The 22,528-nt window shown below is 72.8% G+C and carries 22 protein-coding genes; 14 read left to right on the top strand and 8 right to left on the bottom strand.

The genetic code is table 11. The annotated features are described in order from the left end of the window. Positions 1–25: 25 nt before the first annotated feature. Positions 26–709, bottom strand: coding sequence for a DUF4230 domain-containing protein (locus ACZ6J5_RS35020; protein ID WP_469397986.1), 684 nt, complete (start codon positions 707–709; stop codon positions 26–28). 260 nt (positions 710–969) lie between these two features. On the opposite strand from ACZ6J5_RS35020, the gene ACZ6J5_RS35015 reads away from it, so the two are divergent. From ACZ6J5_RS35015 to ACZ6J5_RS35005, 3 genes are all read left to right on the top strand, one after another. Beyond that, a complete protein-coding gene (locus tag ACZ6J5_RS35015) occupies positions 970–1,149 on the top strand; it encodes a DUF6480 family protein (protein ID WP_469397985.1) in 180 nt (59 codons plus the stop codon). A gap of 52 nt (positions 1,150–1,201) precedes the next feature. Then, on the top strand, positions 1,202–1,585 hold the full coding sequence (locus tag ACZ6J5_RS35010; protein WP_469397984.1) for a DUF6479 family protein: 384 nt from the start codon (positions 1,202–1,204) through the stop codon (positions 1,583–1,585). Positions 1,586–2,102: 517 nt separating this feature from the next. After that, positions 2,103–2,840, top strand: a complete 738-nt coding sequence (locus ACZ6J5_RS35005; protein WP_469397983.1) for a nitroreductase family protein — start codon at positions 2,103–2,105, stop codon at positions 2,838–2,840. 67 nt (positions 2,841–2,907) lie between these two features. On the opposite strand, the gene ACZ6J5_RS35000 is transcribed toward ACZ6J5_RS35005, so the two are convergent. Both ACZ6J5_RS35000 and ACZ6J5_RS34995 read right to left on the bottom strand, forming a co-directional pair. Then, on the bottom strand, positions 2,908–4,434 hold the full coding sequence (locus ACZ6J5_RS35000; protein WP_469397982.1) for an MFS transporter: 1,527 nt from the start codon (positions 4,432–4,434) through the stop codon (positions 2,908–2,910). Positions 4,435–4,766: 332 nt separating this feature from the next. After that, complete coding sequence (locus tag ACZ6J5_RS34995; protein WP_469397981.1) at positions 4,767–5,156, bottom strand: nuclear transport factor 2 family protein; 390 nt, start codon at positions 5,154–5,156, stop codon at positions 4,767–4,769. Positions 5,157–6,210: 1,054 nt separating this feature from the next. Between ACZ6J5_RS34995 and pcaDC the strand changes: the two genes are divergently transcribed. The 8 genes from pcaDC to ACZ6J5_RS34955 all read left to right on the top strand — a co-directional run bounded on the left by pcaDC (position 6,211) and on the right by ACZ6J5_RS34955 (position 12,927). Further along, positions 6,211–7,479 (top strand): bifunctional 3-oxoadipate enol-lactonase/4-carboxymuconolactone decarboxylase PcaDC, encoded by a 1,269-nt coding sequence (pcaDC, locus tag ACZ6J5_RS34990; RefSeq protein WP_469397980.1) that lies wholly within the window; start codon positions 6,211–6,213, stop codon positions 7,477–7,479. Positions 7,480–7,498: 19 nt separating this feature from the next. Continuing rightward, the gene (locus ACZ6J5_RS34985; RefSeq protein WP_469397979.1) at positions 7,499–8,131 is read left to right on the top strand and encodes an MBL fold metallo-hydrolase; all 633 of its coding nucleotides are present in this window, start codon (positions 7,499–7,501) and stop codon (positions 8,129–8,131) included. A 107-nt stretch (positions 8,132–8,238) separates the two neighbouring features. Continuing rightward, positions 8,239–9,018 (top strand): exodeoxyribonuclease III, encoded by a 780-nt coding sequence (locus ACZ6J5_RS34980; protein ID WP_469397978.1) that lies wholly within the window; start codon positions 8,239–8,241, stop codon positions 9,016–9,018. A 67-nt stretch (positions 9,019–9,085) separates the two neighbouring features. Beyond that, on the top strand, positions 9,086–9,523 hold the full coding sequence (locus ACZ6J5_RS34975) for a DUF6278 family protein (protein ID WP_469397977.1): 438 nt from the start codon (positions 9,086–9,088) through the stop codon (positions 9,521–9,523). A 188-nt stretch (positions 9,524–9,711) separates the two neighbouring features. Next, positions 9,712–10,461: an amino acid ABC transporter ATP-binding protein gene (locus ACZ6J5_RS34970; protein WP_469397976.1), complete on the top strand. Its 750-nt coding sequence runs from the start codon at positions 9,712–9,714 to the stop codon at positions 10,459–10,461. A gap of 14 nt (positions 10,462–10,475) precedes the next feature. After that, positions 10,476–11,396 (top strand): glutamate ABC transporter substrate-binding protein, encoded by a 921-nt coding sequence (locus ACZ6J5_RS34965; protein ID WP_469397975.1) that lies wholly within the window; start codon positions 10,476–10,478, stop codon positions 11,394–11,396. Between the two features lie 20 nt (positions 11,397–11,416). Further along, positions 11,417–12,061, top strand: coding sequence for an amino acid ABC transporter permease (locus ACZ6J5_RS34960; RefSeq protein WP_469397974.1), 645 nt, complete (start codon positions 11,417–11,419; stop codon positions 12,059–12,061). Next, positions 12,058–12,927, top strand: coding sequence for an amino acid ABC transporter permease (locus ACZ6J5_RS34955; RefSeq protein ID WP_469397973.1), 870 nt, complete (start codon positions 12,058–12,060; stop codon positions 12,925–12,927). The genes ACZ6J5_RS34960 and ACZ6J5_RS34955 overlap by 4 nt, the downstream gene beginning before the upstream one ends. A gap of 42 nt (positions 12,928–12,969) precedes the next feature. On the opposite strand, the gene ACZ6J5_RS34950 is transcribed toward ACZ6J5_RS34955, so the two are convergent. From ACZ6J5_RS34950 to ACZ6J5_RS34940, 3 genes are all read right to left on the bottom strand, one after another. Continuing rightward, on the bottom strand, positions 12,970–14,523 hold the full coding sequence (locus ACZ6J5_RS34950; RefSeq protein ID WP_469397972.1) for a CocE/NonD family hydrolase: 1,554 nt from the start codon (positions 14,521–14,523) through the stop codon (positions 12,970–12,972). A gap of 150 nt (positions 14,524–14,673) precedes the next feature. Further along, positions 14,674–15,843, bottom strand: coding sequence for a L,D-transpeptidase (locus ACZ6J5_RS34945; protein WP_469397971.1), 1,170 nt, complete (start codon positions 15,841–15,843; stop codon positions 14,674–14,676). Positions 15,844–15,919: 76 nt separating this feature from the next. After that, positions 15,920–17,161 carry a hypothetical protein gene (locus ACZ6J5_RS34940; RefSeq protein ID WP_469397970.1) on the bottom strand — a complete coding sequence of 414 codons (1,242 nt, stop codon included), beginning with the start codon at positions 17,159–17,161 and terminating at the stop codon, positions 15,920–15,922. Between the two features lie 148 nt (positions 17,162–17,309). On the opposite strand from ACZ6J5_RS34940, the gene ACZ6J5_RS34935 reads away from it, so the two are divergent. Then, the gene (locus tag ACZ6J5_RS34935; RefSeq protein ID WP_469397969.1) at positions 17,310–18,590 is read left to right on the top strand and encodes a cytochrome P450; all 1,281 of its coding nucleotides are present in this window, start codon (positions 17,310–17,312) and stop codon (positions 18,588–18,590) included. Here the strand turns inward: ACZ6J5_RS34935 and ACZ6J5_RS34930 are convergent. Beyond that, positions 18,517–19,272 (bottom strand): hypothetical protein, encoded by a 756-nt coding sequence (locus tag ACZ6J5_RS34930; protein ID WP_469397968.1) that lies wholly within the window; start codon positions 19,270–19,272, stop codon positions 18,517–18,519. The two genes, ACZ6J5_RS34935 and ACZ6J5_RS34930, sit on opposite strands and share 74 nt — an antisense overlap. A 169-nt stretch (positions 19,273–19,441) precedes the next feature. Here ACZ6J5_RS34930 and ggt point away from each other — a divergent pair, with 169 nt between their 5' ends. After that, complete coding sequence (gene ggt / locus ACZ6J5_RS34925; protein WP_469397967.1) at positions 19,442–21,262, top strand: gamma-glutamyltransferase; 1,821 nt, start codon at positions 19,442–19,444, stop codon at positions 21,260–21,262. A 126-nt stretch (positions 21,263–21,388) separates the two neighbouring features. Here ggt and map read toward each other — a convergent pair whose 3' ends face one another. Continuing rightward, positions 21,389–22,156: a type I methionyl aminopeptidase gene (map, locus tag ACZ6J5_RS34920; protein ID WP_469397966.1), complete on the bottom strand. Its 768-nt coding sequence runs from the start codon at positions 22,154–22,156 to the stop codon at positions 21,389–21,391. Positions 22,157–22,189: 33 nt separating this feature from the next. On the opposite strand from map, the gene ACZ6J5_RS34915 reads away from it, so the two are divergent. Next, complete coding sequence (locus ACZ6J5_RS34915; protein WP_469397965.1) at positions 22,190–22,441, top strand: helix-turn-helix domain-containing protein; 252 nt, start codon at positions 22,190–22,192, stop codon at positions 22,439–22,441. Positions 22,442–22,528 lie beyond the last annotated feature (87 nt).

Here is a 22,528-nt window from a genome sequence, read left to right as displayed (position 1 = left end):
AGCGCCCGGAGACCTCGCCGCTCCGTCAGGCGTAGGTCACCGTCACCTGTTCGAAGCCGAGTGCGCGCAGGAGGCCCTGGAGCATGGCGGTCGTGTTGCGTTCGGCCCGTGCGGTCAGGTCGGACTGGCGGGCGGCTTCGCCGATGCGCTGGGCGGCGAGGACGTTGACGGCCCGTTCGCTCGCGGGGTTGTCGGAGAAGAGGTCTCCGAGGCGGTCCAGCAGGCCGCGCTGTTTGGACACGGCGTAGGACCGCCCGGGGTCGAGCGCGGGCGCGGCCAGCCGGGCGTGGGGCAGGCGCAGGGTCGCCGTCGTCCGCTTCGCGTCCACGGTGACGGCGTCCTTCCCGAGCCCGCCGAGCTCCACGTACGCGGTCACGCCACCGGTCGCCACGTACAGCGTGCGGGTGCCGCGGATGGCGTCCGGCAGGAAGCGGGCGTCCTGTTCGAGGTCGACCACGATCTGGTAGGTCCCGGCCGCTCCTTCGTAACGGCGCATGTCCTGGACGGACTTCAGGACGGCCGGACCGGAGCGGTCCTTCACGTCGGTGCCGAACACGTCCAGTCCAGGCCACCGCATGGCTTGCCCCACCACCATCAGGACGACGGCGACGAGGAGCAGGGCGACCGCGGCCGCGGGCCAGCGCCGACGGCGGGTCGCCCCGGGCCGGCTCTCGCGGGACGGGTCTCTGTTCGCGGTGTCTTCATCCATGAGCCGCTGGTGCCCCCACCCTCCGCCGATCATGCGCAACTCGCTTGTGGAGTGGGGCTGTTGTGAAACACGGCGCAAGACGAGGCGGCTGTTGGGGCATCCGGCGGCACGTCGGCAGGGGGACGGCCACCCGTCCTTGAGCCCGCCCCGTCCCCCCGCTTTCGGTGCACCAACGATGCGACTGGCCGACGCGGTGGCGGGGAGGGAGATTGAAGGGGCGGGCGGAGCACCACCGCTCCGTCCTCCCCACGGGAGGTGCCATGGCCCACAGGCTCGTACCACCACAGGAGACACCGCCCGCCGAGGGCTCCACGTCGTCCGCGCACCAGGAACGTCCGGACGGCGGCATCTGGGACCACCCCATGGTCTGGGTCGGCCTCATCGGCTTCGGCGCGGTGCTGGGGGCCCTCTTCTTCGCCTTCCGCATCGCGGGCTTCTGACCGGCGGCCCGCCGCCCGGGTCGCGGGATCGACACAGCAACGAGGTGACCTCATGCACACGTACACCCAGGCGGTACCCGCCCTCGCGGCCGGAGTCTGGCAGTCCGGTCTGGGCCAGGTGATCGGCGGGCTGGTCGTGGTGGCGGTACTGATCGGCGCCTTCGCCCTCGGTATCCGCGTCAGGGACCGCGAGCTCCCGCCCCCGGACCCGGAGTCGCAGCCCCACCGGCCGTCCACGGACCAGCCGCCCGGTGAGGTGACCGAGTACCGCAAGCCCTCCGAGGTCCCCTTGACGGACGGCGAGCACCGGCTCATGCCGTACAACCTGACGAGCGCCGGCGAGGCCGACCCCGGTCCGCGGAGCGAGGAGAGCCGCAAGTGGCGCGGCATCTCCAGCGGCGGCTTCGGCAGCGGAGGCACGGGCCACGGCGACTGAGCCCCGGCCACCCGGCCGGAGCCCCGCCTGCGGCCGGCGCCTGGGCCCCTCGGGGGAGCCCCGCCATCCCTCAGTCGATGATCTCTCCCCGCCCGCTCACCCCCGCTCGGCCACCCCCGGCGAGTGGTCCGCCCGGACCGCCTGCAGCGGCTCGGCGTCCCCGGGTGCCACGGACGCGGTGAGGTCGGCGAAGACTCATCGCGGCATCCGTCCGGACGCGGCGCCGCGGCCCGGCGGATCCAGGGAATGGCCGAAAACACACCGAGGGTTCGCAATGCGGAGCCCGGCCCCGCGAAGGGCCTCCCTCGCTCGTGCTGAGGCGCGGACCGCGTGGTCCGGCCCTTCGGGGCGCCGGCCCGCGGCTCCGCCGCCCCGAAGGGGGTGCGCCGGTCGCCGAACCATGCCGGAATTCGTCTCGTGACCCCGGCCGCCGAAACCCCCAGAAGGGGACGCGACGGGCATGGGGGCTCCGCGTCGCCCTGGAGGAAGACGGGACACAGGCGTGAGGATCTGCTCCATGTCATCCGAGAACACGCCTCAGACCGCCTCCTCGACCACTCCCGAAACGGGGCGGTGGACCCCGATCCACGGTCGGCCGTACCGTTCCGCCCCGTACCGGCCCGAGCGGATGCCGCAGCCGGAGTCCCTCTCCCGCTCCGCCGAGCTGCGGGTGCGGATGGACGAGCGGCGCACCGTGCGCCACTTCTCTCCCGATCCCGTACCCGAGCAGGTGGTCCGTGACGCCATCGCCTGCGCGGCGACCGCTCCTTCCGGAGCGCACCAGCAGCCCTGGACCTTCGTGCTGGTCAAGGACCCGGCGGTGCGGCAGCGGATCCGTGCCGCCGCCGAGCAGGAGGAGCGGCTTTCCTACGACGGCCGGCTGGGGGACGAGTGGCTCGCGGCGCTCCGTCCCCTCGGCACGGACGCGGTGAAGACCCACCTCACGGATGCGCCGGCGCTGATCGTCGTCTTCCAGCAGCGCTACTGGCTCGGTCCGGACGGCACGAAGCACAAGCACTACTACGTCGACGAGTCGGTCGGCATCGCGGTCGGGATGCTGCTGTCCGCTCTCCACCTGTCCGGGCTGGCGGCACTGACCCACACCCCGAGCCCGATGCGCTTTCTCTCCCAGGTCCTCGGCCGCCCGGAGAACGAGAAGGCCTTCGCGGTGATCCCGGTCGGATACCCGGCGGACGACTGCGAGGTGCCGGACCTGGTCCGTAAGTCCCTGGACCAGGTCCTGATCGAGCTCTAGGCCCGGTGTGGCGCGGACACGGGCGCGGGGTCGGGCGACCCGCTCCCGGCCCCCGCGCGGCCGTGTCTCAGTGGGACGCCGTCGCCTTGAAGCCGCGTGGGACCAGGGCGACGACCAGGAGGGTGACGGTGATGACGATGGCGACCGAGATCCAGGCCGTGGTCGTCAGGGCGGTGTCGAAGGCGCGGCGGGCGACGGCCATGACGTTCGGGTCGTTCAACTCGTGGGCGCTTCCGATGGATTCGGCTGCCTGGGCGGGCTGGCCGCTCATCTCGCGGGCGTAGACGGCTCCGTGGATCGAGCCGAGGAGCGCCACACCGAGGCCGACGCCGACCTCGTACGACGTCTCGGAGACGGCGCCTGCCTGGCCGGCGCGTTCGGCGGGGACCGAGGAGACGAGCACGGAGGCCGCTGTCGTGATGGCGAGGCCGTCGCCGAGGCCGACCGTGATGAGGACCACCGCGGCGTACCCGTACGTGGTCGGCGTCGGGGAGAGCGCGAGCACGAGGAAGCCGAGCGAGAGCGTGCCGAGGCCCAGGCCCATGATGGACCGGACGCCGATCCTCTGCATCAGCCAGGGCGCGATGAGGGAGCCGGTGAGTGCGGCCAGCGCCGCGGGCAGGGTGCGCAGGCCCGCCTCGGAGGGGGTGTAGCCCTGGACGTACTGAAGCCACAGGGACATCAGGAACAGTGCGGCGCCGATGGCGAGCATGGCCATGAAGGTGGCGAGTGCGGCTCCGGTGAAGGCCCGGTTCCGGAAGAGCCGTACGTCGAGCAGGGGGTCCGGCAGCCGGAGCTGGCGGCGGGCGAAGACGGCGAGGACGAGGACGCCGAGGAGCAGCACGGCCACGTCCATGAACCGCAGGCTGCCCTTGGCGACGTGCTTGATGCCCCAGGCGAGGGCGACGATGCCGATGACGGAGAGGACGGCGCTGAGCCAGTCCAGCGGGGTGTCCCCGGGCTCCTTGAACTCGGGGAGCAGGAGGACGCCGGCGATGACGGCGGCCACGACGACGGGGACGTTGACCCAGAAGGCGGCCGCCCAGCCGTACTGTTCGACGAGGATGCCGCCGATCAGCGGGCCGATCGTGGCCCCGGCCCCGGCGACGGCGGCCCAGATGCCGATGGCGAGGGTGCGCTCGCGCGCGTCCTGGAAGATGTTGCGGATCAGCGACAGCGTGGACGGCATGACCATGGCGCCGCCGATGCCCAGGAGCACGCGCCCGGCGATGAGCTGGGCGGAGGTGGTGGAGGTCGCGGCGACGACCGAGGCGACCCCGAAGAGGACGAACCCCGCGAGGAAGAGGCGCTTGCGTCCGTAGCGGTCGCCGATGGCTCCGGTGGTGATGAGGAGACCGCCGAGGACCAGCCCGTAGATGTCGATGATCCACAGCTGGGCGAGCGCGCCCGGGCTGAGGTCGTCGATGAGGGAGGGAAGCGCGACGTTGAGGATGGTCGCGTCCATGGCCACGAGGAGCAGGCTCGTGCACAGGACGGCGAGCATCGCCCAGCGTCCGGCACCGGCCTTTCCTTTTTCGCCCTGCGGAACCGGGTGTTCCTGGGCCGGCCCCTGGGGGCCTACCGAACGAGGCACGACGTTTGCATCCTTCCGGCGCGAGTTCTTCTCCCCTGACGCGTGACGCGAGTGCTTACGCGAGTTCTTCGAGGTGTGTTCCTCGTCGTGGCTCTGCGGAGGTTCTTCGCGGTTTTCGCGTACGGGGGGGGTGGACGGGCAGCGGGGGCGTCACTGTGACGTCCGCTGTCAGTATTCAGGCTTGTCTGTGTTCGTGCGCGGGATGGAGGGCGGGCGGAGTGGGCGGGGCGCCCTGGGATCCGCCTCCGAATGCCCCGCATCACGGCGGGAGTCCTGCCGGGTGCGCTCGCACCCGGCAGGACTCCCCTTTTCCTGGCTTCTTCCCGTGGAATTCAGGCGACCGCCACCAGGGGGTTCGGGGCGCCTTCCACGGGCTGGATGACGTCCCAGTGCTCGGCGATCTGGCCCTTCTGCAGATAGAAGACGTCGGCGGCCATGTATCCGGGGTCCTCCGGGCTGGTCTTCCAGTGCACATGGGCGAAGACGTAGTTTCCCTCCCGCACCATCCGCAGGATCGTGAGGGACGTCTCCGGGTTCTCGGCGAGGACCTTCTCGGTGCCCGCCACGAACGCCTCGCGCCCCGTGGGGGCGTCGGGGCCCGGGGCGGTGAGGTCGGGGTTGTGTTCCACGAAGTCCCGGGTGACGAAGGTCGCCGCGCCGTGGGGGTCGTGATGGTTCCACAGCAGGTCGAAAAAGGTGCGGACTACTTCTTTCCTGTTCATGGTTCTCCAGCTCCGCTCACGGCGGTGGGGTGGGTGGCCGACGGGCCGCCGTCCCCTGTCGGTCAGGGGGACGGCGGCCCGCCGGCCGGTCGTGACTGCCCGGCGCGCGGACGGGGCATCCGGGCGCGAAAAGACGCGCCGGTTTTCCCGCTGTCATGCGGAGGCTTTTCTCTCCGCCCCTCGACCTTCGCGTCCACCTATGCAGTCTGCTCGGGATCTCCCCGGTTTCAAGGGTGCCCTTAAAGTGGCGCCTTGCCGGATGGCTAGAAGCTAGCCGAGTTGTTAAAGGATTGGCAATCTGTGCCGGAGTGGAACGCTACGAATATCGCGGTCGCCGCCGCTGTGCCGGTGAAAGATGCCGGCTCTTCGGGCGTGGGCCGGGTGCCGTGAACCCGTACGCCCGAGGGGTTTCTGACGCCTGTGCACCCGCTGGCCGACGTCTTCGGAATCCGCAGGTCATCTCGGGGGAGGCGTGCCGCGGAGCCTATTCGGGCCGCGCCGGTGGAGTTCTCATCGGAAAGGGCGCGTTTATTCGGTGGATATCGAGCTCGGTGGGCCTGTTCCAGGGGTCGCCGACAGCCGGGATTCTCCGGCGCCTGGGTATTTCGGCTCCGGGCGGGAGTCCTTGGGCCTCGGCGGACCGGACCTCCGGCTCTTTCCTCTTCGGGGTCCGAGCGGTCCCCGTGTCCCTGTCCTCTTCCGGCTCGATCCTGGGAACGGTTTCCGTCGGCGACGGGCGGCCGGCGGTGCGGCGCGGCCGGGGGGCGTCCCCGGGGTGTCGATCATGGACTCGGTACCGGTCGAGCGCGGGGCCGGGCTCCGCTCCGCCGCCCCCGCCCGAGGTCTCGTTGCGTACCGCACGAGGAAATCGGGCCGCCTGCCTTCGAAAACCGCACACCGCCGGACGCACTCCCTGTCAATTGCCCCTTGAAGATACTTTTATCCTTTGGATCGAAGTGGGTGCTCCGGGTGGGCGCCCACGCCCGCGGAGCGGGAGCCGCTCGGTGCGACCCGGCGATGGTGGGAGAGCGCGAGAGATGAGAGGGTCTTGCGGGTGAGTGAGACACCTACGAACAACCTGCAATACCGCACCGACGGGCGAGAGGACGCGCCCGTGCTGGTCCTGGGGCCGTCCCTCGGTACCACCTGGCACATGTGGGACCGCCAGATACCCGAACTCACCCGCGAATGGCGGGTCGTCCGCTTCGACCTGCCCGGCCACGGCGGCGCGCCCGCGCAGCCCGCCGGGTCGGTCGCCGAGCTCGGTGACCGGGTCCTCGCCACGCTCGACGAGCTGGGCGTCCAGCGCTTCGGGTACGCGGGCTGCGCGCTCGGCGGCGCCATCGGGCTCGACCTCGCCCTGCGGGCCCCGCACCGGGTGGCGTCGCTCGCCCTGGTCGCCACCTCGCCCCGCTTCGGCACCGCCGACGAGTTCCGGCAGCGCGGGGTCATCGTGCGGGCCAACGGCCTGGAGCCCATGGCCCGCGCCGCGCCCGAGCAGTGGTTCACGCCCGCCTTCGCCGCCGCCCAGCCCGCCATCGTCGACTGGGCCGTGCAGATGGTCCGCACCACCGACCCCGGCTGCTACATCGCCGCCTGCGAGGCCCTCGCCGTCTTCGACGTCCGCGAGGCGCTCGGCCGCATCGGCGTCCCCGCCCTGGTCCTGGTCGGCGCCGACGACCAGGTCACCGGCCCGGCCGAGGCCCGCACCCTGGTCGCCGGGATCGCCGACGCGCCGCTCGCCGTCGTCCCCGGCGCCTCCCACCTCGCCCCCGTCGAACAGCCCGCCGCCGTCACCGAACTGCTCGTCGGGCACTTCGCCGGCCTCGCCCAGGACACCGGCTCGCTGAACGCCCCGCCGCTGCCGCCCGTGCCCGCCGCCCCGGCCGCGGCCCCCGGCGAGGGCGCCCCGGCCGCCGCCGAGGCCGAGGAGCCCGGGACGCGGCGACCCGACCCGTACGAGGACGGGCTGCGGCTGCGCCGGGAGGTGCTCGGCGACGCCCATGTGGACGGGGCGCTCGCCGACGGCTTCGGCGGCGAGTTCCAGCGCCTGTTCACCGGCTTCGCCTGGGGCGAGGTGTGGAGCCGCGAGGGCCTGGACCGGCGCACCCGCAGCGCCGTCACCCTCGCCGCGCTCATCGCGGGCGGCCACCCCGAGGCCCTCGCCGACCACACCAGGGCCGCGCTGCGCAACGGGCTCACCCCGGACGAGATCCGCGAGGTGCTCGTGCAGACCGCCGTCTACTGCGGGCTGCCGGCCGCCGAGAGCGCCCTGCGGGTCGTCGGCCGGGTCGTCGAGGAGGACACCACGCCGCGGCCCTGACCGGCCTATGGTGGAGGGCGTGAAGCTGACGAAGAACACGCACGCCTGTGTCCGGCTGGAGAAGGACGGGCGGTCGCTCGTCATCGACCCCGGCGCGTTCGGCGAGCGGGACGCCGCGCTCGGCGCGGACGTCCTGCTCGTCACCCACGAGCACCCCGACCACTACGACGAGGGGCTGCTGCGGGCCGCCCTGGAGGCCGACCCGGCCGTCGAGCTGTGGACCCTGCGGAGCGTCGCCGAGCAGCTGGCGGCGGCGTTCCCGGGCCGGGTGCACACCGTCGGGCACGGCGACGCCTTCAGCGCCGCCGGCTTCGACGTCCAGGTACACGGCGAGCTGCACGCCGTCATCCACCCCGACATCCCCCGGATCACCAACGTCGGCTACCTCGTCGACGGGGCCGTCTTCCACCCCGGCGACGCCCTCACCGTCCCCGACCACCCGGTGGAGACCCTGCTGCTGCCGGTCATGGCCCCCTGGAGCAAGATCTCCGAGGTCATCGACTACGTGCGCGAGGTCAAGCCGGTCCGCGCCTACGACGTCCACGACGCCCTGCTCACCGACCTCGCCCGGCCCATCTACGACCGCCAGATCGGCGCCCTCGGCGGCACCGACCACGGGCGCCTCGCCCCGGGGACCTCGACCGAGCTCTGAGCCGGTGCTCTGACCCCGGGCCGTGACCCGGGCCGTGAACCCGTGCCGGGGCCGGGCCGGGAGCCGGATCCGGGTGGCTGTCGGTGGGCGCGGCTAGGCTTGCGTCCATGCGCATCGCCACCTGGAACGTCAATTCGATCACGGCCCGCCTGCCCCGGCTGCTGGCCTGGCTGGAGAGCACCGGCACCGACGTGCTGTGCATCCAGGAGACCAAGTGCACGGCCGAGCAGTTCCCCGCCGAGGAGCTCCGCGCGCTGGGGTACGAGTCGGCGGTCAACGCCACCGGCAGGTGGAACGGGGTCGCCCTGCTCTCCCGGGTCGGCCTGGAGGACGTCGTCACCGGGCTGCCCGGCGGCCCCGAGTACGAGGGCGCGCAGGAGCCCCGGGCCATCTCGGCGACCTGCGGCGGCGTCCGCGTCTGGTCGGTCTACGTGCCGAACGGGCGGGAGGTCGAGCACGACCACTACGCGTACAAGCTGCGCTGGCTCCAGGCGCTCCGGGACGCCGTCGCCGAGGACGCGGCGGGCGCCCGCCCCTTCGCGGTGCTCGGCGACTACAACATCGCGCCGACCGACGACGACGTCTGGGACATCGCCGAGTTCGAGGGCCTGACCCACGTCACCGAGCCGGAGCGGGCGGCGCTCGCCGCGCTGCGCGAGACGGGGCTCGCCGACATCGTGCCCCGCCCGCTGAAGTACGCCCACCCGTACACCTACTGGGACTACCGCCAGCTCCGCTTCCCCAAGAACAAGGGGATGCGCATCGACCTGGTCTACGGCAACAAGCCCTTCGCCGACGCCGTCAAGGACGGCTACGTCGACCGCGAGGAGCGCAAGGGCAAGGGCGCCTCCGACCACGCTCCGGTCGTCGTCGACCTCGACGTGTGACCCCCACCCCGGACGATCTCCGCGTGCCGGGTGGTCGACCGGCACGCGGCGGTGCGACGCTGTTCGGATGAACATTCCTTTTCTGGACAACTGGCGCAAGAAACATGATGCGGGGCGTTCCCCCCTGCTCTCGGCCTTCGACCGGGACCCGGAGGGGGCCGCCGAACTGCTCGCCGAGTGCGAGCTGCTGCGCGCCCGTGCCCAGGACGCCGGAGTGGAGCTCGACGACACCCCCCGCTCCCTCGCGGCGCTCGACCAGCTCCCGCCGCGCTGGCGCGACGACCCCGAGGAACTGCCCTGGATCGGCAACGACGCCGGGCTCTACCTGGGCACCGTCATCGTCCGCACGGTCCGGGCGGCCGGCTGGCGGCTGCGCCCCGACGGGCAGCCGGTCGTGCTGCTGCCCTCCGGGCGCGAGGTGGACGTGGTCGGCGCCGGGCTCGACTGGGCCGTCACCGGAGCCCCCGAGCTCTCCCAGGTGTACGCGGAGTCGGCGGAGCACTGACCCCGTCCCGGGGTCCTCCCGGGCCTCCGGCCGGGTCCGCCCGGCGGCCTCCGCCGGTCCGTTCGGCGTACATACGGCTTATCTCGCTTATGCCGGTTCCATGCGTGTCGCCGGTGAAGTCCCTTTTCGAGCTGGATAGTTTGCGCAGACCTCGACACCAGCCGAGAGACACAGGGGCAGGGCAGCGTATGGCCGTCGGCGATGAACCGTTGATCGAACTGCGTAGTGTCAACAAGCACTACGGCAGCCTGCACGTCCTGCAGGACATCGACCTCACCGTCGGGCGCGGCGAGGTGGTCGTCGTCATCGGCCCCTCGGGCTCCGGGAAGTCGACGCTCTGCCGGGCCATGAACCGCCTGGAGACCGTCGAGTCCGGCGAGATCCTCATCGACGGGGAGCCGCTGCCCGAGGAGGGCAAGGCCCTCGCCCGGCTGCGCGCCGAGGTCGGCATGGTCTTCCAGTCCTTCAACCTCTTCGCCCACAAGACCGTCCTCGCCAACGTCTCCCTCGCGCAGATGAAGGTCCGCAAGCGCAAGCGCGAGGAGGCGGACCGGCGCTCCCGCGAGCTCCTCGAACGCGTCGGGCTCGCCGCCCACGCCGACAAGTTCCCCGCCCAGCTCTCCGGCGGCCAGCAGCAGCGCGTGGCCATCGCCCGCGCCCTCGCCATGGACCCCAAGGCGCTGCTCTTCGACGAACCCACCTCCGCCCTCGACCCCGAGATGATCAACGAGGTCCTGGAGGTCATGCGGCAACTGGCCCAGGAGGGCATGACGATGGTCGTCGTCACCCACGAGATGGGCTTCGCCCGCTCCGCCGCCAACCGCGTGGTCTTCATGGCCGACGGGAGGATCGTCGAGGACCGCGCCCCCGAGGACTTCTTCACCGCCCCGCGCAGCGAGCGCGCCAAGGACTTCCTGTCCAAGATCCTCAAGCACTGACCGGACCGGGAGCCATGCAGCGTACGAAACGAACCCTCGCCGCGCTCGCCCTGCTGCTCGCCGCCGCCCTCGGCGGCACGGCCGGCTGCGGCCGGGAGGGCAGCCCGCCCGTCAAGGGCCCCAAGCCCGGCCAACTCCCCGTCTACCAGGTCCAGTCGGGCTTCACCCTGCCGGACTCGCCGACCTGGGAGCGGGCGAAGCGGCGCGGCCACCTGGTGGTCGGCGCCAAGGAGGACCAGCCCTACATGGGCGAGAAGGACCCCGCCACCGGCACCTACTCGGGCTTCGACATCGAGATCGCCCGGATGATGTCCGCCTCGCTCGGCTTCGACCCCGCCACGATCAGCTTCCGCACCATCGCCTCCGCCAACCGCGAGACCGCCCTGCAGAACGGCCAGATCGACTACTACGTCGGCACCTACACCATCAACGACAACCGCAAGAAGCTCGTCGGCTTCGCCGGGCCCTACTACATGGCCGGCCAGTCGCTGCTGGTGCGCACGGACGAGAACGACATCCACGGGCCCCAGGACCTCGACGGCAAGCGGGTCTGCTCGGCCGCCGGATCGACCCCGTACCAGCGCATCCAGAAGGACTACCCGAAGGCCCAGCTCGTCGCGTACGACACCTACTCCGTCTGCGTCGACAACCTGCTCACCTACCAGGTCGACGCCGTCACCACCGACGACACCATCCTGATGGGCTACGCGGCCAAGGTCCCCGACGAGCTGAAGCTGGCCGGCAAGCCCTTCTCCAAGGAGCCCTACGGCATCGGCGTCCCGCACGGCGACACCGCGCTGCGCTTCGCCCTCGACGACGCCCTCGCGGTCCACGAGAAGAACGGCGACTGGAAGAAGGCCTATGACGTGACCCTCGGCCTGTCCGGGGTGCCCGCCCCGACCCCGCCCCCCATCGACCGCTACCCGGCCGGCTGAGGAAGGAGCACCGCCCCGATATGGACGTCCTGACCAAGAACTTCTCCACGTACGGCGAAGGCTTCCTCGGCACCGTGGAACTCACCTTCTACGCCTCGCTGCTGGCCCTCGTCCTCGGCTTCCTCATGGCCTCCTTCCGGGTCGCCCCGGTCGGCTCCTTCCGGGTCTTCGGCACCGTGTGGGTCGCCGTGCTGCGCAACACCCCGCTCACCCTGCTGTTCTTCGCGGTGATGCTGGGCCTGCCCCGCTTCGGACTGGTGCTGCCCTTCAAGCTGTTCGCGATCCTCGCGCTGGGCTGCTACACCTCGGCCTTCGTCTGCGAGGTGCTGCGCTCCGGCATCAACACCGTGCCGCTCGGCCAGGGCGAGGCCGCCCGCAGCCTCGGCATGAGCTTCGGGCAGACCCTGGGCGCCGTCGTCCTGCCGCAGGCCTTCCGCTCGGTCATCCCGCCGATCGGCTCCACCCTCATCGCGCTCGCCAAGAACTCCGCCATCGCCGGGGCGTTCAGCGTCACCGAACTCCTCGGCACCTACAAGACCCTGAGCGAGCTCGGCTACAACATCGTCTGGACCTTCGTCTGGATCGCCGTCGGCTACCTCATCATCACCCTCGCCATCAGCGCGCTCTTCCACTGGCTGGAGAAGCGCTGGGGAGTCGCCCGATGACCGCCACCGCCACCGCCTCCACCGCGCTCTACGACATCCCGGGCCCCCGCGCCCGCAAGCGCCACCTGCTGTACGGGCTGCTGTCGACCGCCGTCATCCTGGGCCTGGCCGGCTGGATCCTCTCTCTCCTCTTCGACACCGGCCAGTTCACCGCCACCAAGTGGGCGCCCTTCACCTACAAGGGCATCCAGGAGCTGCTGCTGCGCGGCCTCGGCAACACCCTCAAGGCCTTCGCGTACGCCAGCGTGCTCTCCCTGGCGCTCGGCGCGGTGCTGGCCGCCGGGCGGCTCTCCGAGCACCGGGTGTTCCGCTGGAGCTGCACGGTCCTGGTGGAGTTCTTCCGGGCCATGCCGGTGCTGGTGATGATCTTCTTCATCTTCGTGGCCCTCAAGGTGCAGCCGCTGCCCGCGCTGGTGGCCGGACTCGCCCTCTACAACGGCTCTGTGCTCGCCGAGGTCTTCCGCACCGGCATCCACGCGGTGGCCCGCGGCCAGGGCGAGGCGGCGTACGCGCTCGGGATGCGCAAGACCCAGGTGATGACGTACGTCCTGGTGCCGCAGGCGGTGCGGGCCATGCTGCCCGCGATCATCAGCCAGCTCGTGGTGGCCCTGAAGGACACCTCGCTCGGCTACCTCATCACCTACGAGGAGTTCCTGCACGCCGGCAAGCTGATCGCGTCCAACCTGGACTACGACCTGCCGTTCATCCCCGTGGTGATGGTCATCTCGCCCCTCTACATCGGGATGTGCATGCTGCTCTCCTGGTTCGCCACCTGGGTGGCCCGGCGGGAGCGGCGCGATCCGCGGACCAGGGCCGCCGACGTCGCCCCCGCCGAGCCGGTCACGGTGCCGCCGGGCCCGGAGTAGCCCGCCCCGCACGGGCCCTGCCCGCCCGGCGGCAGCCGGTGATCACTCCGCCCGCAGCGGAACCGACACGTACGACGGGTCGGCCGTGGGGGAGGAGAAGGTCAGCTGCGCGCCGGTCGGGTTGTGCTCGATGTAGAGCGGGTCGACGGTGTCGACGACCAGGGCGAGCCGGTGTCCGGCGGGCACGTCGTACGCGGTGGAGAACAGGTCCAGGTCGACGGCGAAGGGCTTCCCCGGCGTCCGGTCGTGGAAGGTGTACGGGGCGTTGGTCACCAGCTTGCCGACGCCCAGCGGGCCCACGTCGTAGAGGTAGGCGACGAAGGTGCCGCTCGACGCGGTCGGGGTGACCGTGGTGTGCAGCCGGGCCGTGCCGCGCACCCGCTGCGGCTCGCCGTACCGCTCGGACTGCCAGACGGCGGCGAAGGCGCGGGGGAGCAGCGGGACGGAGACGGCGGGCGGCGCCTGGAAGAACTGGTCCAGGAGGTTGGACAGCATCACGAGGCCGCCGTTGGCGCCGGAGTCGACGTTGGCCCACAGGTGCTCGGAGCCGGCGAGCGCGAACTTCCGCTGGTTCGCGTTGACCGACTTCCAGTCGGCGTAGCCCTCGTAGCCCGCGTCGGAGCGCGGCTTGAGCTGGACCGGCTGCTCGCGGTCCACGCCGTTGTCGGCGCCCTTGAGGTAGTGGTCGAACCAGCGCCGGGTGCTGGTCCAGGTGTCGTTGGGCAGCCCGAGCAGTCCGGTGGCCTCGGCGGTGGCGTGGTCGCCGGGGCGGAACTCCAGCCGCTTGGGGCCGCTGAGCTTCTCGTAGAAGCTCGCGAACTGGTTGGGCGGGAAGATGGTGTCGCCCCAGGCGTTGCCCAGCATGACCGCCGGGCGGTTGGCGTTGAGCGCGTCCAGGTAGGTGGCGGCGGAGCGCTGCCGCCCCCAGGCGATCATCTCGTCCTCCTTGTCCAGGTTGGAGGAGAGGAAGTCGCCGAGGATCCGCTGGAGTTCGGGTCCGGGGCGGCCGGTGAGGTAGCCGGCGCCGCCGAGCAGGGCGGCGGCCTGGAGGTGCTGGGTGCGCCCGCTGTAGATGGAGTCGATGAGGTCGGCCCAGCCGCTGAGCGCGGCGACCGCCTTGATCCGCTTGTCGTGGGCGGCGGCGAGCAGGCTGATCCCGGCGCCGTACGAGACGCCCGCCATGCCGACCTTGCCGGGGTCGGCCGGGGTGTTGGCCAGCGCCCAGTCGACGACCAGGGAGGCGTCGGCGATGTCCTTGGGGCCGGCGGTCTCGATCTCGCCGCCCGACTGCCAGAAGCCGCGGGAGTTGTAACTCACCACGACGTAGCCGGAGTCGGCGAGCTTCTGGGCCTGCGCCAGGTATTCGACCTGGGGCATGGCCCAGCTCGTGGGCAGCACGATGACCGGGTAGCGGGCCGAGGCGTCGGCGCCCGCCGGGGTGACGACGTTCGCCTTGAGGACGGTGCCGCCGTCCCCGGCGATGTCCACGAAGCGGAGGGTGGTGCCGGTTCCGGCGGCCTGGGCGGCGGGGGCGAGCCCGAGGGCCGTCCCGGCGACGAGGGCGGCCGAGACGGCGAAGGTCAGGGCTGTGCGCACGGGTCACTCCTCACTGGTTCACTGAGCTATGGGGGGCAGTGAAAGTGACCCGACGGTAACCGCGGCGGCTTACCTGAGGTAACTGGTCGGTAAGTTACGCGAGGGTAACGATTGCTGACGCCTTGCCCGGCGCGTCGTCCGGCGTCCCGCCTACCGCAGGGCGCTCTTCGTCCGCCACTCCTCCCACGAGAGGTTCCACTCGCCGTAGCCGTTGTTCAGCGCCTGCGTCCCCTTGGCGTCCGAGCCGGTGATCTCGAACGGGTCGCCCACCTGGACCTGGTCGTACACGGACCTGGCGTTCGCGTCGCTCATCCCGATGCAGCCCGAGCTCTTGTTGGCGTTGCCGAAGTAGGCGGCGTTCCACGGGGCCGCGTGCGCGTACATCCCCGACCAGGTCAGCCGCATCGAGTAGTCGACCATCTTGTCGTACGCGTCCCCGAGCCCCACCGTCTCCGAACGCATGTTGATGGTGCCCTCCTTGGCCATCAGCACCGTCTTCCCGCGCCAGGACGCCTTCTCGCCGCCCGGCGTGCCGGCCGACATCGGCACGTCCGCCACCTGCCGCCCGTCCCGCAGCAGCCGCAGCCGGTGGGCGTCCAGGTCGATCTTCACCACCTGGCTCTTCCCGATGGTGAAGCCGGTGGCGTAGTCGCGCACGAACCAGCCGCCCGCGCCCGAGTCGATCCCGTTGAGGTCCGCGTTCAGGGTCACCTTCGTGCCGGACTTCCAGTACTCCTTCGGGCGCCAGTCGACCCGGTCCTTGCCCGACCAGTCCCGCATCCAGCCCCAGGAGCCCACCGTGCCGTTCGAGGTGGTCACCTTCAGGTGCCGCTCGACCTCCGCCCTGTTCTTCACCGGGTGGTCGAAGACGATCGACAGCGGCTGCCCGATGCCGACCGTGGTGTCCTTCCCGGGGGCCAGGGTCAGCTTGTTCACCTTGTCGGCGGGTGCGGTGCCGAAGGTGGCAGTGGAGCTGCCCTTCTCCCCGATCCGCGCCGTCACCGAGTACGCGGTGCCCGGCGCGGCCGGCCGCTCCGAGGTCCAGCTCGCCCCGTCGGCGGCCAGCCGGCCGGCGAGCGTGCCGCCCCGGGAGTCCGTCACCGTGACCTGCTTCAGCGTCTGCCCCTCGGGCGCCTTCACCACGACCGGTGTGCCCGGAGCCGCCTTCGTCCCCGTCAGATTGACCGAGATGCGGGCCGGCGGCTCCTCGTCCCCGGCACCGCCCCGCCCGCCCGTGCCGCCGGAACCACCGGAGCAGGCCCCGAGCGTGAGCGCGAGGGCGGTGGTGGCGAGCAGGGCGGGCAGGGGTATGCGACGCAAGGGGAACGACCTCCGGTGATGATCTCTTACGGAGGAAGAGAGTAGTCCTGACGGGGGATGGTTCCGAAAATATGGACTATTTCCGGGACATCGGATGTGAGATCGGTGATACCGGACCGCCGGACAGCCCCGCCGCCTCCGCGAAGTCCCGCCGCGCCTCCCCGTACCGCTTCAGTGCCAGCAGGAACATCGCCCGGTCCGCCAGCGCCCGTGCCGTCGTGGTCCCGCCCCCGCCGGGCAGCGACCGGCCGAGCGCGACCCCCTCGTCGTAGGAGGGGAGCAGCGCCGCCCCGTCCCGGGGCCCCCACGCCTCCCAGCGCACCGCCCGCCGCACGGTCAGCCGCCGCTGGACGACAACCAGTCCCGGCAGCTCGCCCGCCGCGCGCAGGACCCCGGCCGCCCGCTCCAGCTCCGGGACCGCCGCGGACCAGGCCGCCCGCACGTCGGGGGACCAGCCGTGTCCCGCGTACGAGCCGAGCGCCGGCACCGGGGCCCCCGGCGTCGCCGCCGGTTCGTCCCGCCGCCCCGACAGCGCGAAGAGCGTGACCCAGGTGGCCCGGATGTCGCTCCAGCCCGCCGGCTCGCCGCCCGCCGCGAGCCGGTCGAGCACGTCCGAAGCCTCCCGCCGCGCCGCCGCCGCGTCCGCCGGCCGGCCCGCGTCCGCCAGCATCCCCGCGTAGTGGTGCAGCAGCCACACCAGCGCGGCCAGCGGGGTGCGGTCCGCCGCCGCGCGCCGCCGCCTCCCGTCCACCAGCCGCCCGAACACCTCGACGGCCCGCTCCGTCCGGCCCGCCGCGCCGAGCTCCGCCGCCCATTCGATGCGCGTCCAGTCGTCGCCGCCGGACGCTCCCGGCGCCCCCGGGCCCTCCGCGTCGGCGCCGCCGAGCCCCCGCTCGTACAGCTCCGCCGCCTCCGCGTGCCGTCCGTCCTCCGCCAGCACCGTGGCGAGCCGCCCGTACGCCCCCGTCCGGGCCAGCTCCGCGCACACCGCGCGGCCCTCCTCCCGCCGCCCCGCCGCGAACAGCTCGTGCTCGTACGCGGCGAGCGCCGCCGGCAGGACCCGCGCCCCGCGCGGGGAGTCCCCGGCGCACCGCCGGGCCGAGGCCGCCGCCTCCCCGGCCAGCGCCAGCCGGTGCCCGGGCGCCTCCGTCCGGGGGAGGTGGTCGAGCAGCGCCTCCGCCAGCCTCGGCGCGTACGCCCGAGGGCTCACCTCGGCCAGCACCCGGTAGGCCCCCAGCGCCCGCCACGGGTCCAGCTCCCCGGACTCCAGCAGCAGCACCCGCGCCCGCAGCACCGCGTCGTGATCGATGTTCCCCATGTGCCCCCTGTTCTCCGTCTGATGCACGACGGAGATTCTGGGATCCGCCGGGCAGCCCGGACAAGGCTCCCGAACTGTGCGTTCCGTCCTACGAAAAGCGCCGCTGACCTGTCATGATGGTGACGTCTTCACTCCGACGGGAGGCCCGGTGCGGGAAGCGAGCGGCACACCCGACGTCTTCGACCCGAGGCTCTACGCGGACGGCATCCCGCACGAGCGCTTCCGCGCGCTGCGCGACCGCCTTCCCGTCGCCCGCCAGGACGAGTACGAGGTGCTCGGCTGGCCCGCGGGACCCGGCTTCTGGGCGGTCACCCGGCACACCGACGTCACCCGGGTCCTCAAGGACCCCGGCACCTACTCCTCGTACCTGGGCGCCACCCAGCTCCGCGACCCGGACCCGGCCGACCTGCCGTTCATCCAGCGCATGATGCTCAATCAGGACCCGCCCCACCACGGGCGGTTGAGGCGCCTGGTCAGCCGCGCCTTCACGCCGGCCCGGACCGCCCGCTTCGCCGACACCGCCCGGCGGCGGGCCCGCGATCTGCTGGGCGCGGCCCGCGAGGCGGGCGGCGAGACCGATCTCGTACGGGCCGTCACCGACGACTACGCCCTGCTCAACCTCACCGACCTGCTCGGCGTCCCGCCCGGTGACCGGGGGCTGCTGCACGGCTGGACCGAGCGGGTCATCGCCTACCAGGACCCGGACGAGCCGCCCGTCCTGGACGCGGCCGGCCGGCCGGTCAACCCCCGCTCACCGGCCATGCTCGCCGACATGTTCGGCTACGCCCAGGAGCTCGCCGCCCACAAGCGCGCCCGGCCCGCCGACGACGTCATGACCGCGCTCGCCCACTCCGAACTCCGCGACGCGGAACTGGAGATGTTCTTCTTCCTGCTCACCGTCGCGGGCAACGACACCGTCCGCGCGGCGGCCCCCGGCGGTCTGCTGGCCCTGGCCGGGCACCCCGGCGAGCGGCGGCGCCTGTGGGGCGGCGCGGTGGACGTGGACACCGCCGTCGCCGAACTCCTGCGTGTCCACCCGCCTGTCCTGCACATCCGTCGCACCGCCGCCCGCGACACGGAGCTCGCCGGGGTGCCGATCGCGGCGGGCGACAAGGTCGTGGTCTTCCACGCCTCCGCCAACTTCGACGAGCGCGCGTTCACCGACCCCCACCGCCTCGACCTCGGACGGACCCCCAACCCCCAACTCGCCTTCGGTGACGGGCCGCACGTCTGTCTCGGCGCCCACTTCGCCAGGCTCCAGCTCCGGCTGCTGCACGAGGAGGTGCGGGCCGCCTGCGCGGAGCTGGAGACCGCCGGACCGCCCCGGCGGCTGGTCTCCAACTTCGTCAACGGGATCAAGTCGTTGCCGGTGAAGGTCGGCTGGCGGGACTCTCCGGACGCTCCCCGGGGGTCAGCGCCTGCCGGGTGACGTCGGCCACGAGCTCGACCACATCGGGGCCGTACGCCTGGGAGTTGACCACCCTGAGCAGCAGCACGAAGGAGCCGCCCCGGTGGGTGCGCGCGAGCCGCCGGTGGTGCCGGGCCAGATAGCGGGTGGCCGCCTGGTTGGTGATCGCCCGCTGGCCGCAGAACAGGAAGACCGGGCGCCCGCCCTCGCCCGCGGTGATCCGGGCGAGCAGCACGTACTCGCTGACACCCGGCTCCATCCGGTACGACTCGCCGCCGATCCGTATCGCCCCGCGCTCCTCGACCGGCTCCCGCTCCACGCTCATCGACAGGCCCGGCAGCAGGGAGGAGAGGTGGGCGGCCGTGCGCCGGTTGGAGCCGGGGCCGCCGACGCAGAACTCGGTGCGGTCGCCGAAGCCGAGCCGCGCCAGGTCGTGCTGCACGATCTGCGCGTGCGCCCCGCAGTCCTTGATGAGCGCGGCCAGTTCGAGCAGCGCCGAGACGTCGAAGCGGTGCACGGCCCCGTCGTTGCCCGCCTCCCGGTTGACGACCAGCAGGCACTCCGAGTGGCTGGGCAGCCCGAAGAACGCCTGCTTGCGGCGCAGCCGGCGCCGCCAGAGATGGGTGCGGGTCAGCCAGCCCAGGGAGCCGCTGACCCCGGTCGCCAGCACGCCCAGCACGATGTTGCGCAGGTCCTCGTTCATGGGCGCGCATGGTAGCGGGGGAGCGGCCGGTTGTTCGAGACGCCGGACGAACGCCGGGCGGCCCGGCACGGGCGTTCGCGTGAAGGTCCTGTTGCGGGCCGGACGCGCTCCTGACGGCGGGCGGGCCCAGAAGTTACGCTGCGCGGAAGGCTGTTGACTGGAGGTACGGATGCGGTCTCGGACGCGGTGGACCACCGCACGGAAGCTGTCGGTTCTCACCGTCGCGGCGACGGTCCTGTCGGTGGGCGCCGCCGCCCCGCCGACGGCGGCCGGGCACGGCGGGCCGCCGCCCGCCAAGGTGCCCGTCGCCAGCGGCTGGGGCGGGGCGGTGGCCAGCGTCGACGCGGACGCCTCCGCCGCCGGGATCGAGGTGCTGCGCAAGGGCGGCAACGCGGTGGACGCCGCCGTGGCCGTCGCCGCCGCGCTCGGCGTCACCGAGCCCTACTCGGCGGGCATCGGAGGCGGCGGCTACTTCGTCTACTACGACGCCGCCTCCCGTACGGTGCACACCGTCGACGGGCGCGAGACCGCGCCCCGCTCCGCCGGGCCGGACCTCTTCGTGGAGAACGGCGCGCCCATCCCCTTCGAGGAGGGCCAGACCAGCGGGCGCGGCGTCGGCACCCCCGGCACCCCCGCCACCTGGGCGACCGTCCTCGACGACTGGGGGAGCAGGCCGCTGGGCCGGCTCCTGGAGCCCGCCGAGCGGCTGGCCCGGGACGGCTTCACCGTGGACGCGACCTTCCGCGCCCAGACCGCCGCCAACGAGGCCCGCTTCCGGGACTTCCCCGCCACCTCGCGGCTCTTCCTGCCCGGCGGCCAACTGCCGGTCGTCGGCGCCACCTTCAAGAACCCCGACCTGGCCCGCACCTACGCGAAGCTGGGCCGCGAGGGCGTCGGCGCGCTCTACCGCGGCCCGCTCGCCCGCGACATCGTCACCACCGTCCAGCACCCGCCGGTGCGGCCGGGCGCCACCCGCGTGGTCCGCTCCGGCGACCTGACCGAGCGCGACCTGGCCGCGTACGGGACGATCCGGCGCACGCCCACGAAGGTCTCGTACCGGGGGCTCGACGTCTACTCGATGGCGCCCTCCTCCTCCGGCGGCACCACCGTCGGCGAGGCGCTGAACATCCTGGAGAACACCGACCTCTCCGCCGCCTCCCAGGCCCGCTACCTGCACCGCTTCATCGAGGCCAGCCGGATCGCCTTCGCCGACCGGGGCCGCTGGGTCGGCGACCCCGCCTTCGAGGACGTGCCGGCCCGCGGGCTGCTCTCCCAGCGCTTCGCGGACTCCCGGGCCTGCCTGATCCGCGACGACGCCGTCCTCACCAGCCCGCTCGCCCCCGGCGACCCGCGCCACCCGGCGCCCTGCGCGAGCGGCGGGACGGCCGCGCCGACCCCGTACGAGGGTGAGAACACCACCCACCTCACCGTGGCCGACAGGTGGGGCAACGTCGTCGCGTACACCCTCACCATCGAGTCGACCGGCGGCAGCGGCATCACCGTCCCGGGCCGCGGCTTCCTGCTCAACAACGAGCTGACCGACTTCTCCTTCGCCCCGGCGAACCCGGCCGTCCACGACCCCAACCTGCCGGGTCCCGGCAAGCGCCCCCGCTCCTCCATCTCGCCGACGATCGTGCTCGACAAGACCGGCCGCCCGGTCCTCGCGCTCGGTTCGCCGGGCGGGGCGACCATCATCACCACCGTGCTCCAGACCCTCACGGGTGTGGTCGACCGGGGGCTGCCCCTGGTCGACGCCATCGCCGCGCCCCGCGCCAGCCAGCGCAACCAGGCCACCACCGAGCTCGAACCCGCGCTGTGGAACAGTCCGTTGCGCGCGGAGCTGGAGGCGATCGGCCACGGCTTCCGGCAGAACCCGGAGATCGGCGCCGCGACCGGCGTCCAGCGCCTGCCGGACGGCCGCTGGCTGGCCGCCGCGGAGCCCGTCCGCCGGGGCGGCGGCTCGGCGATGGTGGTGCGGCAGGGACCCTGAGCCGGGACCGGGACACGGCGGCGGCCGATCCGGCCGCCGCCGGGACTTCGCCGCCGATCCCCCCGCCGGGGCCGTCGCCGGGGCCCCGCCGGGGCTCCGGCCCGGTGCGCGAGGGCCGGACACCCCTCAGAGCGCCGTCAGGATCCGCGGGCCCTCGTCGGTGACGGCCACGGTGTGCTCGGCGTGGGCCGCGCGGGAGCCGTCCAGGGTGCGGATGGTCCAGCCGTCGCCGGCCGTGTAGTGGTCGTCCCGCCCGCCGCCGATCAGCATCGGCTCGATCGCCAGCACCATGCCGTGCCGCAGCGGCATTCCCCGGCCCGGCCGTCCCTCGTTGGGGATGTCCGGGCCCTCGTGCATCGAGCGGCCCACGCCGTGCCCGCCGAGGCCGTCGGGGATGCCGTACCCGGCCCGGCGGCAGACCCGGCCGACCGCGTGCGCGATGTCGCCGATCCGGTTGCCCACCCGCGCCGCCGCGATCCCCGCCTCCAGCGCCTCGTACGCCGTGTCGATCAGGCGGGTGTCGGCGGGCCGGGCCGCGCCGACCGTGAAGCTCACCGCCGAGTCGCCGACCCAGCCGCCGAGGACCGCCCCGCAGTCCGCGCTGACCAGGTCGCCGTCGGCGAGCCGGGTGCCGTCCGGGACGCCGTGCACGATCGCGTCGTTCACCGAGAGGCAGACCACCGCCGGGAAGGGCACCGGGGCCCACTCCGGGCGGTAGCCCAGGAACGGCGAGCCCGCTCCCGCCCCGGCCAGCACCTCGCGGGCCGCCAGGTCCAGCTCGCCGAGGGTGACGCCGGGCGCCGCCTTCTCCCGTACGGCCGCGAGGGCCCGCGCGACCACCCGCCCCGTCTCGCGCATCGCGAGCAGATTCGCTTCCGTCTTGATCTCCACCATGCCAATTACTATACCGGTATTAGAATGGGTGGCATGGTACGCACCCCTCTCACCCCGGAAGAGCGCGAGCGCGGCGAGCGGCTCGGCACCCTGCTGCGCGAGGCCCGCGGCGGGCGCTCGATGGCCGAGGTCGCCGCGGCGGCCGGACTCTCCGCCGAGACCCTGCGCAAGATCGAGACCGGCCGGGCCCCGACCCCCGCCTTCTTCACCGTCGCCGCCCTCGCCGGCACGCTCGGGCTGTCCATGGACGAGCTCGTGACCCGCTGCGCGCTCGTCGTCGTGTAGCGCCCCCGGCGGGGAGGGAGGAGCCTGGAAGGAGGGCGGCCGGGTGCGCCGAGGGCGTTTCGCACGGAGCCTCCCGCCCGGCCGGGA

The organism is Streptomyces sp. NPDC042100, assembly GCF_055582325.1.
The sequence above is the reverse complement of the archived record's forward strand: the minus strand, read 5'-3'. Positions and strand labels throughout refer to the sequence as shown.

Excerpts from the sequence above, each read along its gene's own strand:
- ACZ6J5_RS35020 (WP_469397986.1), bottom strand. The coding sequence starts at position 709 with ATGGATGAAGACACCGCGAACAGAGACCCGTCCCGCGAGAGCCGGCCC.
- ACZ6J5_RS35015 (WP_469397985.1), top strand. The coding sequence starts at position 970 with ATGGCCCACAGGCTCGTACCACCACAGGAGACACCGCCCGCCGAGGGC.
- ACZ6J5_RS35010 (WP_469397984.1), top strand. The coding sequence starts at position 1,202 with ATGCACACGTACACCCAGGCGGTACCCGCCCTCGCGGCCGGAGTCTGG.
- ACZ6J5_RS35005 (WP_469397983.1), top strand. The coding sequence starts at position 2,103 with ATGTCATCCGAGAACACGCCTCAGACCGCCTCCTCGACCACTCCCGAA.
- ACZ6J5_RS34995 (WP_469397981.1), bottom strand. The coding sequence starts at position 5,156 with ATGAACAGGAAAGAAGTAGTCCGCACCTTTTTCGACCTGCTGTGGAAC.
- ACZ6J5_RS34980 (WP_469397978.1), top strand. The coding sequence starts at position 8,239 with ATGCGCATCGCCACCTGGAACGTCAATTCGATCACGGCCCGCCTGCCC.
- ACZ6J5_RS34975 (WP_469397977.1), top strand. The coding sequence starts at position 9,086 with ATGAACATTCCTTTTCTGGACAACTGGCGCAAGAAACATGATGCGGGG.
- ACZ6J5_RS34970 (WP_469397976.1), top strand. The coding sequence starts at position 9,712 with ATGGCCGTCGGCGATGAACCGTTGATCGAACTGCGTAGTGTCAACAAG.
- ACZ6J5_RS34965 (WP_469397975.1), top strand. The coding sequence starts at position 10,476 with ATGCAGCGTACGAAACGAACCCTCGCCGCGCTCGCCCTGCTGCTCGCC.
- ACZ6J5_RS34960 (WP_469397974.1), top strand. The coding sequence starts at position 11,417 with ATGGACGTCCTGACCAAGAACTTCTCCACGTACGGCGAAGGCTTCCTC.
- ACZ6J5_RS34955 (WP_469397973.1), top strand. The coding sequence starts at position 12,058 with ATGACCGCCACCGCCACCGCCTCCACCGCGCTCTACGACATCCCGGGC.
- ACZ6J5_RS34940 (WP_469397970.1), bottom strand. The coding sequence starts at position 17,161 with ATGGGGAACATCGATCACGACGCGGTGCTGCGGGCGCGGGTGCTGCTG.
- ACZ6J5_RS34930 (WP_469397968.1), bottom strand. The coding sequence starts at position 19,272 with ATGAACGAGGACCTGCGCAACATCGTGCTGGGCGTGCTGGCGACCGGG.
- ggt (WP_469397967.1), top strand. The coding sequence starts at position 19,442 with ATGCGGTCTCGGACGCGGTGGACCACCGCACGGAAGCTGTCGGTTCTC.
- map (WP_469397966.1), bottom strand. The coding sequence starts at position 22,156 with ATGGTGGAGATCAAGACGGAAGCGAATCTGCTCGCGATGCGCGAGACG.
- ACZ6J5_RS34915 (WP_469397965.1), top strand. The coding sequence starts at position 22,190 with ATGGTACGCACCCCTCTCACCCCGGAAGAGCGCGAGCGCGGCGAGCGG.